General features: G+C 62.4%; 16 protein-coding genes and 5 tRNA genes. 16 read left to right on the top strand and 5 right to left on the bottom strand.

What is annotated here, in order from left to right; translation table 11 throughout:
- Positions 1-163, bottom strand: a 163-nt coding sequence (locus ACNPAA_RS13000) for a helix-turn-helix domain-containing protein (RefSeq protein WP_417891809.1), incomplete at its 3' end; no start/stop codon positions are given.
- 57 nt (positions 164-220) lie between these two features.
- On the opposite strand from ACNPAA_RS13000, the gene tnpA reads away from it, so the two are divergent.
- The 5 genes from tnpA to ACNPAA_RS12975 all read left to right on the top strand — a co-directional run bounded on the left by tnpA (position 221) and on the right by ACNPAA_RS12975 (position 3,028).
- Positions 221-625: an IS200/IS605 family transposase gene (gene tnpA / locus ACNPAA_RS12995; RefSeq protein WP_103859258.1), complete on the top strand. Its 405-nt coding sequence runs from the start codon at positions 221-223 to the stop codon at positions 623-625.
- A gap of 86 nt (positions 626-711) precedes the next feature.
- Positions 712-1,881, top strand: coding sequence for a UPF0149 family protein (locus ACNPAA_RS12990; RefSeq protein WP_171865881.1), 1,170 nt, complete (start codon positions 712-714; stop codon positions 1,879-1,881).
- Positions 1,882-2,031: 150 nt separating this feature from the next.
- A complete protein-coding gene (locus ACNPAA_RS12985) occupies positions 2,032-2,502 on the top strand; it encodes a MarR family winged helix-turn-helix transcriptional regulator (RefSeq protein ID WP_010674639.1) in 471 nt (156 codons plus the stop codon).
- A complete protein-coding gene (locus ACNPAA_RS12980) occupies positions 2,499-2,687 on the top strand; it encodes a DUF4250 domain-containing protein (RefSeq protein ID WP_043155974.1) in 189 nt (62 codons plus the stop codon). The genes ACNPAA_RS12985 and ACNPAA_RS12980 overlap by 4 nt, the downstream gene beginning before the upstream one ends.
- A gap of 161 nt (positions 2,688-2,848) precedes the next feature.
- Complete coding sequence (locus ACNPAA_RS12975) at positions 2,849-3,028, top strand: hypothetical protein (RefSeq protein WP_010674636.1); 180 nt, start codon at positions 2,849-2,851, stop codon at positions 3,026-3,028.
- 95 nt (positions 3,029-3,123) lie between these two features.
- Here ACNPAA_RS12975 and ACNPAA_RS12970 read toward each other — a convergent pair whose 3' ends face one another.
- Entirely contained in the window at positions 3,124-3,711 is a 588-nt protein-coding gene (locus ACNPAA_RS12970; RefSeq protein ID WP_039039094.1) for an FMN-dependent NADH-azoreductase, read from the bottom strand.
- A gap of 226 nt (positions 3,712-3,937) precedes the next feature.
- Here ACNPAA_RS12970 and ACNPAA_RS12965 point away from each other — a divergent pair, with 226 nt between their 5' ends.
- The 4 genes from ACNPAA_RS12965 (at position 3,938) to ACNPAA_RS12950 (ending at position 7,208) form a co-directional block, all read left to right on the top strand.
- Positions 3,938-4,828: a DMT family transporter gene (locus ACNPAA_RS12965; protein WP_041211382.1), complete on the top strand. Its 891-nt coding sequence runs from the start codon at positions 3,938-3,940 to the stop codon at positions 4,826-4,828.
- Positions 4,829-4,901: 73 nt separating this feature from the next.
- Positions 4,902-6,080, top strand: a complete 1,179-nt coding sequence (gene purT, locus ACNPAA_RS12960) for a formate-dependent phosphoribosylglycinamide formyltransferase (RefSeq protein ID WP_052814503.1) — start codon at positions 4,902-4,904, stop codon at positions 6,078-6,080.
- A 128-nt stretch (positions 6,081-6,208) separates the two neighbouring features.
- A complete protein-coding gene (gene hxpB, locus ACNPAA_RS12955) occupies positions 6,209-6,868 on the top strand; it encodes a hexitol phosphatase HxpB (protein ID WP_043155976.1) in 660 nt (219 codons plus the stop codon).
- Between the two features lie 136 nt (positions 6,869-7,004).
- Positions 7,005-7,208 carry a CPXCG motif-containing cysteine-rich protein gene (locus ACNPAA_RS12950; RefSeq protein WP_005336871.1) on the top strand — a complete coding sequence of 68 codons (204 nt, stop codon included), beginning with the start codon at positions 7,005-7,007 and terminating at the stop codon, positions 7,206-7,208.
- Positions 7,209-7,286: 78 nt separating this feature from the next.
- Here ACNPAA_RS12950 and ACNPAA_RS12945 read toward each other — a convergent pair whose 3' ends face one another.
- Both ACNPAA_RS12945 and ACNPAA_RS12940 read right to left on the bottom strand, forming a co-directional pair.
- Positions 7,287-7,577 carry a YciI family protein gene (locus tag ACNPAA_RS12945; protein ID WP_029314482.1) on the bottom strand — a complete coding sequence of 97 codons (291 nt, stop codon included), beginning with the start codon at positions 7,575-7,577 and terminating at the stop codon, positions 7,287-7,289.
- A 102-nt stretch (positions 7,578-7,679) separates the two neighbouring features.
- On the bottom strand, positions 7,680-8,291 hold the full coding sequence (locus tag ACNPAA_RS12940; protein ID WP_039039091.1) for a riboflavin synthase: 612 nt from the start codon (positions 8,289-8,291) through the stop codon (positions 7,680-7,682).
- 133 nt (positions 8,292-8,424) lie between these two features.
- Between ACNPAA_RS12940 and ACNPAA_RS12935 the strand changes: the two genes are divergently transcribed.
- From ACNPAA_RS12935 to ACNPAA_RS12905, 7 genes are all read left to right on the top strand, one after another.
- Positions 8,425-8,631, top strand: a complete 207-nt coding sequence (locus tag ACNPAA_RS12935) for a YaeP family protein (protein WP_010674629.1) — start codon at positions 8,425-8,427, stop codon at positions 8,629-8,631.
- 151 nt (positions 8,632-8,782) lie between these two features.
- A complete protein-coding gene (locus ACNPAA_RS12930; protein WP_201872777.1) occupies positions 8,783-10,162 on the top strand; it encodes an MATE family efflux transporter in 1,380 nt (459 codons plus the stop codon).
- A 194-nt stretch (positions 10,163-10,356) separates the two neighbouring features.
- Positions 10,357-10,433, top strand: a tRNA-Val gene (locus ACNPAA_RS12925).
- 11 nt (positions 10,434-10,444) lie between these two features.
- Positions 10,445-10,521 (top strand) — tRNA-Val (locus ACNPAA_RS12920).
- Between the two features lie 17 nt (positions 10,522-10,538).
- Positions 10,539-10,615 (top strand) — tRNA-Val (locus ACNPAA_RS12915).
- A 121-nt stretch (positions 10,616-10,736) separates the two neighbouring features.
- Positions 10,737-10,813, top strand: a tRNA-Val gene (locus tag ACNPAA_RS12910).
- Between the two features lie 39 nt (positions 10,814-10,852).
- Positions 10,853-10,929 (top strand) — tRNA-Val (locus tag ACNPAA_RS12905).
- Positions 10,930-11,069: 140 nt separating this feature from the next.
- On the opposite strand, the gene ACNPAA_RS12900 is transcribed toward ACNPAA_RS12905, so the two are convergent.
- Positions 11,070-13,472 carry a DNA polymerase II gene (locus ACNPAA_RS12900; RefSeq protein WP_161470732.1) on the bottom strand — a complete coding sequence of 801 codons (2,403 nt, stop codon included), beginning with the start codon at positions 13,470-13,472 and terminating at the stop codon, positions 11,070-11,072.
- Positions 13,473-13,698: the final 226 nt, after the last annotated feature.

The raw sequence follows: 13,698 nt of genomic DNA, 5'->3' as shown, positions 1-13,698 counted from the left end.
GCTCAAAGGCAGAAGGCAGTTTTTCGCCAGCATCCAGAATGCGTTTGGTTTCTGCCAGCCCGTGATTCCAGACATAACGAGCACAACCGCCCAACTGGCGCAGGCGTTGCGCTTGTTGGGCGGTCGGTTCGAGTCGGAACTTGTAGGCTTTCAGAATTTGCATTTAGCGCTCAGTGTGTAGCATTATCACCATATCTATGGTGCCCGATTGAGTGAAAGAATGCAATTCACTAAAATTAATAAATCACGCCATGCAGCCTACATTTTGCACGTACATTTGGTGTTTATCACCAAGTATCGAAAGCCGACATTGGGGGAGCTGCATCACGCTTCATTCGGTCAGTGTGCGGTAGAGATTTGCAGAGATTTTGGTGCGGAACTGAAAGAGTGTGACGGAGAGGCTGATCATGTTCACATGCTGATAGAGTACGGCCCAACAGTGCAGCTATCGGTGCTGGTGAACTCGTTAAAGGCGGTCACATCAAGGCGACTGCGTAATGAATTTCTGGACTTGAGGGGTGCTTACAGCAAACCCGTACTCTGGTCACGCTCTTACTTTGTGGGCTCTTGCGGCGGTGCGCCGTTAGAGGTGATCAAGCAATACATTCAAAACCAGCGGGGCTGACGCCCCGGCGAAATTCCCCTCCCACCTACGTCGGAGGGAGTCCCCTTTCGCATTTAAGATGGATCCAGACCCACAGCCAGCAGGAGATGAGTTACCCCGCCCTGCACGGCTTCCTGTGCGCCCGTCTGGCGGGGCCCGTAGCCCCCGACTGGCAAGATCCGCTGGCCGGCCTGCTGCCTCATGATGCAGCGCTGGACGAGAAGAGTGCCGAGGCGCTGCATCACCTGATCGCCGAGCTGGAAGCCCAGGCCGACGACGCGCAGCTGGCCCTGCCGAGCCAGTGTCGCCTCTCTACCGACAACCCGGAGCAGGTGTTTGACAAGCGCCATCCTCTGGGCCAATGGAGCTATGGCTTCAGTCAGGGGGTGGCCTGCTGGCCGGCGCCGACCGACCTGAACGATCCGGCGACCCGCCATCGCTTCAGCCTGGTGGCCGAGCTCTGCCTGTTTCGCGACAAGCCCATGGCCATGATGCTGCACCAGGCTGCGGCCAGCGAGCTCCCCTTCCTCGATTTTTGCAAACGTCAACGCCAGCAGATGAAGACGGCCCTCAACCTCCTGCTCGGCCAGGATCACTACGAGGCCGAGCCTGAAGAGAGCCCGTCCCTGGACAACGAGCAGACTCGCCAGTGGCAGCAGTGGTTCGAGCTGGCGGCAGAGAGCCGCAATCCCCTCCCTCGCCTTGGCTGGTTCGAGCGCATCATTGCCGATGCCAACCTCCTGTTCGATGAGGCATTCTGGCAAGCCCACGCGGGCCATGGCTGGCAGGTCCCCGAGGCACGCCCTCTGATCGCGGCCAGGGCCGGTCGAGCCGATTGCCTGCTGCGACTTGGGCAGCTTGGGCAGGCACGGGATGAGTACCTGGCCCTGCTCGCCCTCTGCCGCGCCGACGAGCCCGCTTGCCGCCACCCCCTCTCCACCCTCTATGCCTGGCAAGGGGAATGGGATGCCCTGCAACAACTGCTGGTGCGCTTTGATGAAGCCTCCTGCTGGCTGCTCTACAACAAGGCCTTGATGAGCTTTGTCTGCGAAGGGGAAGCGGCGGCGCGCCCTCATCTGGCGGCGGCAATGGAGGTCAATCCCCATGTGCCCGCCACTTTGCTGGGCCAGCGCCGCTTGCCCAAGCAGGAGCCTCGCCGCTGGCAGGGCGGCAGCCGTGACGAGGCGGCGCTCTACGCCTTGCAGAGTCGCGAGGCCTGGCTGACCCACAACGCCTTGATATGGCTGCGAAAGAGTGCGGGCAAGCAGGCCAGTTGAGACCCCAATTGCCGATTCGATGACAGAACACGTGCGCAAACGCACATTTTTCTGGTGACTGGTCAGACAAATGCCCCTGTGTTACGTATCATCAAGGCCAAAGTATCAAGAGAAACTGCACCCGATGCAGCCGCCACAGCAGGATGTCATATGTCGAAGATCATTGAGCTGCTCGCGCACTACCCTCCTTATCAGCTGGTTCACGCCGCTGAGATGGTGCGCGATACCTTTGAACAGTTTTATCAGCAGCGGTACCAACTCACCGTGCCCCAGTGGCGCCTGATGATGGTGCTCGGCCCCCACTACCCCATCAGCCAGAAGGAGCTGGTGGAGGCGAGCGGCATGGACAAGGTACGGATCTCCCGCGAGATCCATCGTCTGGTGGAGAAAGGCATCCTGTTCACCGAGAACAGCGTGCAGGACAAGCGCATCAGCCTGGTCTCCTTCACCCCGGCGGGGCTCACCTTGTTCCAGCAGCTCAAGACGGAGGCGGGAAGCTGGCAGCACACTCTCACCGACTATCTGCCGGCCGAGGCGCGCCAGAGCATTCGCCTGCACCTGCAGAGCGTCAGCGATGCCATCGAACAACTTCACCTGCTGGACAACGAGCAACCCTCATGAAGCTGAACAACTTTGCCACCATGGATGTCAACATGCTGCTGAGCCTGGTCAACATGCAGTTGCGTGATCACTACGAGGATCTCGATGATCTTTGCCGGGCGCAGGATCTCGACAAGGAGGCCCTGGTCGCCAGGCTGGCCAGCGGCGATTTCCACTATCAGGAAGATCAGAAGCAGTTCAGATAGGGATCCGGATCACAACCCGACCCATGCCGCTGGCTCCGTCGGCAAAAGCTGCTAAGGTGGTGGCTACCCGGTCCGTTGATGTTCGCAAGAGGTATGGATACATCTTGTTGTCACAGACCGCGGTTAGCCTCTCGTTCACCACCCGCAGCCAAGGATGACCCATGATGCGCCTCATTCGACCAACCAGCCTGATCACCCTCTGCACATTGCTGGTGATCAGCCTCTTCCTCCCCCAGGTCCCCAACAGCGCCGAGCAGTGGCTCACCACCCTGCTGCTGGCCTCCCTGGTGGCGGTCTTTCTGATGGTCGGCAGCGGCTGCCGCCACTTCCTGCGCGAATAACGACGCCAGAGCGTGATGCCTGCGCAAAAACAACAACGCAGCCCGAGGGCTGCGTTGTTGTTTCAGGATACTGGGGGCCAAGGCCCCGAGTCGCATCAGTAAGCCAGGGTTTCCAGCTGCTCCTTGGCCTGCTCGATCCCCTTGGCTTGCGCCTCCGGCCCCATGCCCATGCCTTCGGCATAGATGAAGTCCACTTCGTTGATGCCGATGAAGCCCAGCACGGTACGCATGTAGGGGGTCACCAGGTCGGTGGCATTGCCCACGTGCATGCCGCCACGGGGGCTGACCACCAGGGCGCGGGTGTTCTCCACCAGGCCGACCGGACCGGTCTCGGTGTAACGGAAGGTCACGCCGGCACGGGCCACCAGATCGATCCAGTTCTTCAGCTGGGTCGGGATGTTGAAGTTGTACATGGGGGCCGCGATGATCACCAGATCGCTCGCCTTGAGCTCGGCGACCAGCTCGTCGGACTGGGCCAGCACCGCTTGCTGACGCTCGTTCAGGTTCTCGCCACCACGCAGGCCCATGGCCAGCTCGCCGTCCAGCACCGGCAGGTTCAGGGTCGCCAGATCGCGTACCTGGATGGTGTCACCCTGGCGCTCGGCCAGGTAGCCGTCGATCAGGGCGTTGGATTGGGAATACTGGCCCAGGATGCTGGACTTCAGAACGAGGATATTGGCCATGGTGAAACTCCATTTGATTGTCAATTGAACAGCCAGGCTGTCGATGGAGGTCACTATAAAGACTGGCATTAAAGCCTGATAGCGAAAATAGATGCTCAAGTCATTCAAAAAATTTGATGTCTGTGCATTTCCTCGGCAGAGAGGGGCTCATCAAACTCCGCACCCTTGGCATGACAAACGATTGCCGTTATGATCCGCCGCACTTTTTGTACGTGATCCGGATCTCATGACCTCCTCCCGCAGGCACTCCCCCTTTGCCGGCGCCGTCTGGATGATGGTGGCAGGCCTCTGCTTCGCCGCCGTCAACAGCCTGAGCCAGTATGTCAGCTTCACGCTCGGCCTCCCCTCGACCCAGGTCGCCTTTCACCAATATCTGATCGCCCTGGTCTGCCTGCTGCCCTGGCTGGTGCGCCACGGTCTGCGCCAGTCCCTGATGACGAACCAGCTGCGCCTGCACCTGCTGCGGGTCGCCCTTGCGGTGACCGGCATCCAGTTCTGGCTCTGGGCCCTGGCGGTCCCCGTCCCCATCTGGCAGGGGATCGCGCTCTTGATGACCTCCCCCCTGTTTGCCACCCTGGGATCAGCCCTCTTTCTCAAAGAGCAAGTGAGCCGGGCCCGCATTCTCGCGACCCTGGCGGGGTTTGTGGGCGCCATGCTGATCCTGGCACCCTGGACCGACGACTTCACCCTGGCCTCCCTGCTGCCGGTGGCGGCCGCCCTCTTCTGGGCAGGCTACTCCTTGCTGGTGCGCTATCAGGCGGCCAGCGAGTCGTCCCACACCATCGTCGTCTACCTGCTCGTCTTCAGCACCCCGTTCAACGCCATGCTGGCAATCCCTGAATGGCAGTGGCCAAGCGAAACCCAGTGGCTGCTGGTGGCCGCCTCTGGCGTACTGTCGGCACTGGCCCAGATGTCCATCGCCCGCGCCTACAGCGTGGCGGAGGCCTCCTTCGTGCAACCTTTTGATTTTGCCAAGCTGCCCATGAACGTGCTGGCCGGCTGGCTGGTATTTGGCTGGGCGCCCCCCGGTCGCTTGTGGCTGGGGGCGGCCATCATCATCGGCGCCATCACCCTGCTCACCCATCTGGAGCAGCGCGCCCACCCACCCACTTCCTGAGGTACGCCATGCGTACCTCTTTTTTTGCTCACCCGGATCAGCCCTGCTGACCACCGACCTCAGGAGAGATCAGATGTTTGGAACCGCCACCCGCCCCACTGCGACCCGCGCCCTGCTGCTGGGATCAGGCGAACTCGGCAAGGAGGTCGCCATCGAGCTGCAGCGGCTCGGTATCGAGGTGATCGCCGCCGACCGCTATGCCAACGCCCCCGCCATGCAGGTGGCCCACCAGGCCCGCGTGCTGGACATGCTGGATGGTGCCGCCCTGCGCGCCCTGGTGGCCGAGGTCAAGCCCGACCTCATCATCCCCGAGATTGAAGCCATCGCCACCGACACCCTGGCCGCCCTCGAGCAGGAAGGGGTCAAGGTGGTGCCCAATGCCCGCGCCACCCAGCTCACCATGAACCGGGAGGGGATCCGTCGCCTCGCCGCCGAAACCCTGGGACTGCCCACCTCTGCCTACCGCTTTGCCCAGAGCAAGGAGGAGTTTGTGGCCTCCGTCGAGGCCATCGGCTTGCCCTGCGTGGTAAAACCGGTGATGAGCTCCTCCGGCAAGGGGCAGAGCCTGCTGCGCGACCTCGCCAGGCTGGATGAAAGCTGGACCTATGCCCAGGAGGGGGGCCGTGCCGGTCGTGGCAAGGTGATTGTCGAAGGCTTCGTTCCTTTCGAGTACGAGATCACCCTGCTCACGGTGCGCGCCGTCGATGGCATCCACTTCTGCGAGCCTATCGGCCATCGTCAGGAGGATGGCGACTACCGCGAATCCTGGCAGCCCCAGGCCATGAGCGAGCTGGCCCTGGCCCGCTCCAAGGAGGTGGCGGCCAAGGTGGTCGAAGCCCTTGGCGGCTACGGTCTGTTCGGGGTCGAGCTCTTCATCAGGGGTGACGAGGTGTGGTTCAGCGAAGTCTCCCCCCGCCCCCACGACACCGGCATGGTGACCCTGATCTCCCAGGATCTCTCCGAGTTCGCCCTGCACGTGCGCGCCATCCTGGGGCTGCCCGTCGGCACCATCACCCAGTACGGTCCGAGCGCCTCTGCCGTGGTGCTGCGGGAAGGCCACAGCCAGGATATCCGCTATCAGGGGATTGGCGAGGCACTGGCCCTGGTGCCCGGTGCCCAGTTGCGTCTCTTTGGCAAGCCGGAGATCGCCGGTCGTCGTCGCCTCGGGGTGGCGCTCGCCCGTGGACAGGATTGCCAGGAAGCCGTGGAGCAGGCCAAGACGGTGGCAGCCCGGGTAGAAGTACTGTTCTAGGCAATCCGCTTTACCACGCAAAAACAAACGTTTATCTGCGTGATCCGGCGCAAGGGGCAGGTGACTGCCCCTTTCCCATTGAAGCACCAGGCTTATAATCCCCCCTTCACCTATGTCAGGAGTACAAGATGTTAACTGCCGTGATCTTCGATATGGATGGTGTTCTGATCGACTCGGAACCCTTCTGGCAACGGGCACAGATGGCCGTCTTCGCCGAACTGGGCCACTTCCACACCGAGGAGGACTGCAACTCCACCATAGGGGTGCGCATCGATCAGCTGGTGGCCCACTGGTACCGGATCCGCCCCTGGAGCAGCCCCAGCCAGGAAGAGGTAGTACAGCGCATCCTGGATCAGGTGATCGCGCTCATCCTGCAAGAGGGACAGCCCAAGGCCGGGGTGCTGGAAGCCCTCGACCTCATCGAGGCCCAAGGGCTCAAGATCGGGCTCGCCACCTCCTCACCGTTTGCCATGGTCGAGGCGGTGCTCGGCAAACTCGGCATCCAGGACCGTTTCATGGCGGTCCACTCCGCCGAGGTGGAGCGCTTTGGCAAACCCCACCCGGATGTCTATATCCACGCCGCCGAGAAGCTCGGCGTCGAGCCTGTGCACTGTCTCGCCATTGAGGACAGCTTCACCGGCCTGCTGGCGGCCAAGGCAGCCTCCATGACGGCGCTGATCGTGCCGGACCCGGCGCTGGTCGGCGATCCCCGTCTGGCCATCGCCAACCACGAGTTGCGCTCTCTTGCCGAGCTGAACACAGAGATGCTGGCCGGCTGGGTCAAGTAGGCAACACCCTGGCGGACTGACCTCCTGCCTCGCTTGAGCCCGCTCATAAACGTGCGCTTGCTCGCGGTTGCGCCGCCTTGTGGCGACTAGAATCAGCAGGAGCACAGAGACGGCCCACGGGCCCGAGGAGGTCACCATGATCGAGTACACCAGCAAGCGTATCGTCTGCCCCCACTGCGGCCACCACACCCGGGTCGAGCTGGATGCCAGCCAGGGGGATCAGGAGTTCTACGAAGATTGCATGGCCTGCTGCAACCCCATCCACCTGCGGCTGCACCGGGATGAAGCCCGCGACTGCCTGCAACTCTTCGTGGATGCCGACGACGAGCAGCTGTTCTGAATTCCCTTGTCCAGACACAGATAAAAACAAACGGGACCCTGTGGGTCCCGTTTGTTCTGGTGCCATCGTCAGGCTGGATCACGCCTCCCTCAAGCACGCCGCCTTCGCCGACGTCATGGTCGGAACAAACTCCACCACCTGATAATCGGCCGCCTCTGCCTGCTTGAAGGGATCCTCTGCCAGCATCGCCTCCAAGGCGTCTCGGCTCACGCCCTGCGCCAGTATGACGCCCCCGACTCGGGGTACCCGACGCCCGGACGCCAGAAAATGGCCTGCGGCATATTGCCGCTCCAGCCACGCAATGTGGGCCGGGATCAGGGCATCGATCTCCGCCAGCGGTTTCACATAGGTCAATGTCACGACAAACATAGAGAAGTCTCCAAGGCTCTGGGGCGGCGCCTCTTCCACAAGAGGGCGCCTTTCCCGTGATGCCGCCCTCCTCTTCGAACCCTGGGGGCAGCGCTCAGGTGGTTACTGGCGCGCCGCCAGCACCCGCTCCACCGTGTCGACGATGGCCTGGGTCTGGGGGTCTATCTCGATGTTGGTCCGCCAGCCGGCCTTGACCCAGCCCAGGTTGGTCCGGGCCAGGGTCTCGGGGATCAGGTTGACGCAGAACTCGCTGGCGCGCACCTCGCCCACGGTGAGGCTGATGCCGTCGATGCCGATGTAGCCCTTGGTCAGCACGTACTTCATAAGCGCAGGATCGAGGCGATACCACACCTGGCGGTTGTTGGGGGTGTCGATGACCGAGGTCACCTCGGCCGTCCCCATGATATGGCCGGACATGGCATGGCCGCCAATCTCGTCCCCAAAGCGGGCGGCCCGCTCCACGTTGACCTTGTCACCCACCACCAGTTGCCCAAGGTTGGTGAGGCGCAGAGTCTCCTGCATCAGATCGAAGCTGACCAGATCCCCCTCCACCCGGGTGACGGTCAGGCAGCAGCCGTTGTGGGCCACCGAGGCCCCCAGGGCCAGCCCCTCGCCCCAGGCCGGGCTCGGCATGCGGATCACGTGGGTGCGAAAATTGGGCAGTGAATCGATGGCCACCAGTTCGGCGGTCCCTTGTACGATGCCGGTGAACATGAGTCTCTCCAGGCTGTGAAAATTGTCGGCAGGTTACCCCCGGCCACCTTGCAAGACAAGGGTGCCGGCTGACAAGGAGAAGCGCGATCGCTATAGTGACCCCAATCAATCCAGACTGAACGAGGAAACAAAAATGCAGGTATATCAATGCTGTGAAGCCATTCGCATCGCCTACAACCAGATTGGCTCCGGTGAGCAGGGTTATGTGCCCCAGGCCATTGCCGCCAGCATACGGGCGCTCAACGCCGTGGCCTCCGACGAGCGGGTACCGGCGGATCTGCGCGAGCAGGCGGCCTATGCCGCGGCCAACCTGCTGATCAGCGATCACGAAGACGCCTGATCCCGGCTACAAATCTGCCGCCGACCTTCCCCGTTGGCGGTTTTTCAAGCTAGAATGACACCCCCGCATCTTGTCTCCTCAGGACGAGGAGGCAAAAGCCCATCTCTCTTGCCCGCTCTTTCTCTTTTATCTGATCCACTCGGAGGTGTCAGTGCAACGTTATTGGTCCGAGGCGAAGCAGCTCGTTCGTCTAGCCAGCCCCATTCTGGTCGCCCAGGTGGCCCAGATCGCCATGAACTTCGTCGATACCGTGATGGCGGGACAGGTGAGCGCCGTGGATCTTGCCGCCGTGTCGGTGGCGTCCAGCTTCTGGTTGCCGATCATCTTGCTGGTGCAGGGCATCATCATGGCCCTCACCCCCATCGTTTCCCAGCTCAACGGCGCTCGCAAGCAGGACGAGGTGCGCCCCGCCGTGCACCAGGGCTTCTGGCTCGCCCTCATCGTCACGCCCATCGCCATGGTGGCACTCTATTTCAGCCCCCTGGCACTGCAATTCATGGACGTGGATCCCGTCATGGCGGCCAAGACTGCCGGCTACCTGCACGCCATCCTGTGGGGCCTGCCCGCCTTCGTGATGTTCCAGGTGCTGCGCAACTTCAGTGAGGGGCTCTCCCACACCATGCCGACCATGGTGATCGGTTTCGTGGGACTCGCGGTCAACATCCCCGCCAACTACATCTTCATTCACGGCCACTTCGGTATGCCGAAACTCGGCGGCGTCGGCTGCGGCGTGGCCACTGCCATCGTGCTCTGGGCCATGCTGCTGGCGATGATCGTCTATGTGAAGTGCTCTGCCCACTTCAAGCGCATCAACCTGTTCGCCCAGCTGGCACGCCCCAACGGCAGCCGGATCTGGCGCCTGTTCCGCTTGGGGTTTCCCATCGCCATGGCCATCTTCTGCGAGGTGACCCTGTTTACCGTGGTGGCCCTGATGCTGGCCCCCTTCGGCGCGGAGACGGTGGCGAGTCACCAGATTGCGCTCAACTTCTCCAGCCTGGTCTTCATGCTGCCCCTCTCCATCGGTGTCGGCGTGACCATCCGGGTCGGTCACAACATAGGGGAAGGTCAACCGGATCAGGCCAGGGTCGCCGCCCGCACCGGCCTGATGCTGGGCATGGGCGTCGCCGCCGCGACCGCCGCCCTCACCGTGCTGCTGCGCGACCCCATCGCGGGGATCTACACCGACGACCTGCAGGTGATCGGCCTCGCCGCCACCCTGCTCTTCTTCGCCGCCATCTACCAGATCTCCGACTCGGTGCAGGTGGTGGCCGCGGCGGCTCTGCGCGGTTACAAGGACACCCAGGCCATCTTCTACGTCACCCTCGTCGCCTATTGGGGGCTGGGTCTGCCCACCGGCATGATCCTGGGGCTGACCGACTGGGTGGTACCGCGCATGGGCCCGCAGGGCTTCTGGATAGGCTTCATCGTCGGTCTCACCTCCGCCGCCCTGATGCTGGGGGCTCGGCTGCGCGTCATCTACGGCCGCTTCGCCAGCCCCGCAGCCTGCACCGCCCTCTCTCGGGCGCAATAGGGCGCGGCCAGGGGCACGGGGAGCCGCACTTTTGGGACGGCTCGCCTGTAAAATCAACAGGCTGCACAAGAACTGGGCAAACAGTCTCCTTTGTGCATGTCCCTTGTTGACAGCCTTGGGGGCCATGGGTAGTATGCCGACCACGCCAGCAGTGCTGGCGGGATAAAACGGGTTTTCAACCCGGTTTATGAAGTGGGTTTATAGCTCAGTTGGTTAGAGCACTACCTTGACATGGTAGGGGTCGTTGGTTCGAATCCAATTAAACCCACCACTTTTCGTGATGCGTCCTTAGCTCAGCTGGTTAGAGCACCACCTTGACATGGTGGGGGTCGGTGGTTCGAATCCACTAGGACGCACCATCACGAAACCCTGTTATGCGTCCTTAGCTCAGCTGGTTAGAGCATCACCTTGACATGGTGGGGGTCGGTGGTTCGAATCCACTAGGACGCACCATAACGGTTTGAATAAATTGCAGATATGAATTTGATGTGGGTTTATAGCTCAGTCGGTTAGAACAGTACTTTGACATGGCGTAGGCAATGTCGTTGGTTCGAATTCGGTTGAACACAGATGTGGGTTTATAGCTCAGTTGGTTAGAGCACTACCTTGACATGGTAGGGGTCGTTGGTTCGAATCCAATTAAACCCACCACTCCCCTGCAATGACACACAAAGTCGCCTTGCGCACCCTGCGTCCTTAGCTCAGCTGGTTAGAGCATCACCTTGACATGGTGGGGGTCGGTGGTTCGAATCCACTAGGACGCACCAGATTTGAAAAGCCCGCTTGATAGCGGGCTTTTTGCATTGGTCGGCTCTGACATCCGCTCTCCCCCGTCATCTGCCTCCTGTCCCCTCTGGCCCACTGGCAGCCATTGTCGTGCCATGGCCGCCGCGTTTACCTCGCTTCGTCAGAAGAGATCGAGCTGCTGGCCGCAGATCCGCTCGAACGACTCCCCCACAAAGGGAAGGATGGCGTCGGCGATGGGCCTGAGCTGCTTGTCGATGTAGTGCTCGTAGTCGACGGCGCTGCGCCGGTACTCCAAAGGCTCGGGGCCGTTCAGGGTCATCAGGTAGGCGATGGTGCCCCTGTGCTGATAACGCTGGGGCAGGCCGCGGCGCAGATTCTCCTCATCCGCCAGGCGCGCCGCCCGCACATGGGGCGGCACGTTCTTCTGATACTCCTCGAGTTTCTGGCGCAGCCGCTTGCGGTAGATGAGCAGATCGTCGTGACGGCCGGCCCGGGTCTCGTCCACCATGGTGCGCACATAACTGCTGGGATCCTGGTCGTGGAACACCATTTCGTAGAGCCGGGTCTGGAATGCCTTGGCAAGGGGTGTCCAGTCGGTGCGCACCGTCTCCAGCCCCTTGAACACCAGGTGCTCCCCTTCCCCTTCGCCCACCAGTCCCGCATAGCGTTTCTTGCTCCCCTTTTCCAGCCCGCGAATGGTGGGCATCAGGAAACGGCGGTAGTGGGTCTCGTACTGGATCTCCAGATGGCTCGGCAGGTCGAACTCCCGCCTGATCAGCGCGGCCCAGTTGTCGTTGATCATCTTCGCCAGTCGCTGGCCAATCTCGTCCGCCTGTTCGAGACGGATATCGCTCCCCAGGTGCACGAAGGTGGAATCGGTATCCCCATAGATCACCTCGAACCCTTCTGCCTCTATCCACTCCCGGGTCTGCTGCATGATGCCGTGGCCCCGCAAGGTGATGGAGGAGGCGAGCCTCGGGTCATAGAAGCGGCAGCCCCCCGACCCCAGCACCCCGTAGAAGGAGTTCATGATGATCTTGATGGCCTGGGAGAGGGCCTTGTTACTGGCGGCCTTGGCCCGATCCCGCGCCGCCCAGAGGGTGGCGATGAGATCCGGCAGGAAGTGGCGGGTTCGGGAGAACAGGGCGCCGCGAAAGCCTGGAATGGCGTTATCCGGGTGTTTGAGCCCCTCCACCAGCCCCATGGGGTCGATGCAGAAGGTGCGGATGATGCTGGGATAGAGGCTCTTGAAGTCGAGCACCAGCACGTGGCGATAGAGCCCCGGCTTGGAGTCCATCACATAGCCGCCGGGGCTTGCGAGCCCGCCGTCTGCCGGCAGGTTGGGCGCCACATAGCCACCGCGGTGCAGCCGTGGCAGATAGAGGTTGGTGAACGCCGCCACCGACCCGCCCACCCGGTCGAGCTCAAGACCGGTGAGGGAGGCGCGCTCGATGGCGAAGGGGATGAGGTGGCAGAAATCGAAGATCTCCCACACCAGCCTGCAATCTTCCAGGTTGTAGCGGGCCAGCGCCTCCTTGTCGGAGTGGAACAGCTCGGTGATCTTCTCCCCCCGGTTGGCCACGTCCTCGATGTCCTTGCCCCGCCCGAGCAGCTCGCTCGCCACCGCATCCAGGCTGTAGCTCGGGAACTGCCAGGTGGCGCTCTTGAGGGTATCGATGCCGTCCAGCACCATGCGCCCCGGGATGATGACGTTGCCGCTCTGGGGGTCGTTTCGGGACGAGCGCCAGAAGCAGAGCTCCCGCCCGCGCCCGAGCCGCAGCCGCCGCTTGTGGAGTTCGGCGCGGCGCAGCAGCAGGCGAAAGTCGAAATTCACCACGTTCCAGCCGATGACGAGATCGGGATCGTACAGGCTGAACCAGCCCTCCAGGGCACCGAGCAGGGCTGGCTCGTCCGCCACCCACTCGACGGGGGTCTCCCAGTCCTGCGAGTCCGGCTCCGGGGCACCAATCATGATGACCCGCGCGTCCTCTTCGCTATGAAGCCCCACCGAGAAGAGAGTGCCATCCATGGCGCACTCCACGTCCAGGGAGACCCAGGAGAGGGTCGGCGTCACCGCCTGCGGCGCACAGCGCGCCTCGTTTACCTCCCAGTAACCCTGCCTGCCCCCCTTTCGCCTCGCCTTGCCGTCAAAGCGCATCCCGGCGGTGATGAAGCGCTCCATGAGAAAGCGCTCGGGCAGGCGGATATCCGCCTCGAAGTGCTCCAATCCGCGGATGAGCAGCAGCTCGATGGCGCGGTGGAAGGCGCTCAGGGTGGCAAAGTAGCAGCCCACCACCCGGCTCCCCTCGAAGGTGTGCATGGGGAGGCGGCGAAAACGCCCCCTCACCCCGGCCCCCTTGAAAAGCTCTGCCGCCTCCTCCAGGTGGCGTTCCGGCAGGAAGAAGACCGGCTCCTGCCCCGGCACCACCACCCGTACCGGTCCCTGTGCGCTCCAGAGCCACATCACGATCTCGGTACGCCCCTGCACATCCCGACCATGGCGGGTCAGGATGAAGCCGTCGAGCGGCGGGGTCACGGGAGGGAGGGGCTGGATGTCGGTCATGCAGGTGGTCGGGCTCAAGAGTGGGATGGGACTATTGTACGTTCATACAGTACCCGGCTGCAATTGCCGGGCTGGGCCTTCAGGGCAGGCGCTGTGCCCCGTCTTTGCCATCCGGCGCCGGATTGGGGCATAGTAACCTCGGCATCACTCACCGGCACCGGGCGAGACGGCATGTTCTTCCCCCTGCAGACGCTGCAACCTGCGCGCGCGTGCGCCAACCTTTTCC

The sequence above is a fragment of the Aeromonas sp. PS2Canimalfood6 genome (assembly GCF_048276795.1).
GTDB lineage: Bacteria > Pseudomonadota > Gammaproteobacteria > Enterobacterales > Aeromonadaceae > Aeromonas > Aeromonas caviae.
Note: the sequence above shows the minus strand (reverse complement) of the source record. Positions and strands in the feature narration are given on the sequence as shown.

Coding starts and splice junctions, on each gene's coding strand:
- tnpA (WP_103859258.1), top strand. CDS start 221: ATGCAATTCACTAAAATTAATAAATCACGCCATGCAGCCTACATTTTG.
- ACNPAA_RS12990 (WP_171865881.1), top strand. CDS start 712: ATGAGTTACCCCGCCCTGCACGGCTTCCTGTGCGCCCGTCTGGCGGGG.
- ACNPAA_RS12985 (WP_010674639.1), top strand. CDS start 2,032: ATGTCGAAGATCATTGAGCTGCTCGCGCACTACCCTCCTTATCAGCTG.
- ACNPAA_RS12980 (WP_043155974.1), top strand. CDS start 2,499: ATGAAGCTGAACAACTTTGCCACCATGGATGTCAACATGCTGCTGAGC.
- ACNPAA_RS12975 (WP_010674636.1), top strand. CDS start 2,849: ATGATGCGCCTCATTCGACCAACCAGCCTGATCACCCTCTGCACATTG.
- ACNPAA_RS12970 (WP_039039094.1), bottom strand. CDS start 3,711: ATGGCCAATATCCTCGTTCTGAAGTCCAGCATCCTGGGCCAGTATTCC.
- ACNPAA_RS12965 (WP_041211382.1), top strand. CDS start 3,938: ATGACCTCCTCCCGCAGGCACTCCCCCTTTGCCGGCGCCGTCTGGATG.
- purT (WP_052814503.1), top strand. CDS start 4,902: ATGTTTGGAACCGCCACCCGCCCCACTGCGACCCGCGCCCTGCTGCTG.
- hxpB (WP_043155976.1), top strand. CDS start 6,209: ATGTTAACTGCCGTGATCTTCGATATGGATGGTGTTCTGATCGACTCG.
- ACNPAA_RS12950 (WP_005336871.1), top strand. CDS start 7,005: ATGATCGAGTACACCAGCAAGCGTATCGTCTGCCCCCACTGCGGCCAC.
- ACNPAA_RS12945 (WP_029314482.1), bottom strand. CDS start 7,577: ATGTTTGTCGTGACATTGACCTATGTGAAACCGCTGGCGGAGATCGAT.
- ACNPAA_RS12940 (WP_039039091.1), bottom strand. CDS start 8,291: ATGTTCACCGGCATCGTACAAGGGACCGCCGAACTGGTGGCCATCGAT.
- ACNPAA_RS12935 (WP_010674629.1), top strand. CDS start 8,425: ATGCAGGTATATCAATGCTGTGAAGCCATTCGCATCGCCTACAACCAG.
- ACNPAA_RS12900 (WP_161470732.1), bottom strand. CDS start 13,472: ATGACCGACATCCAGCCCCTCCCTCCCGTGACCCCGCCGCTCGACGGC.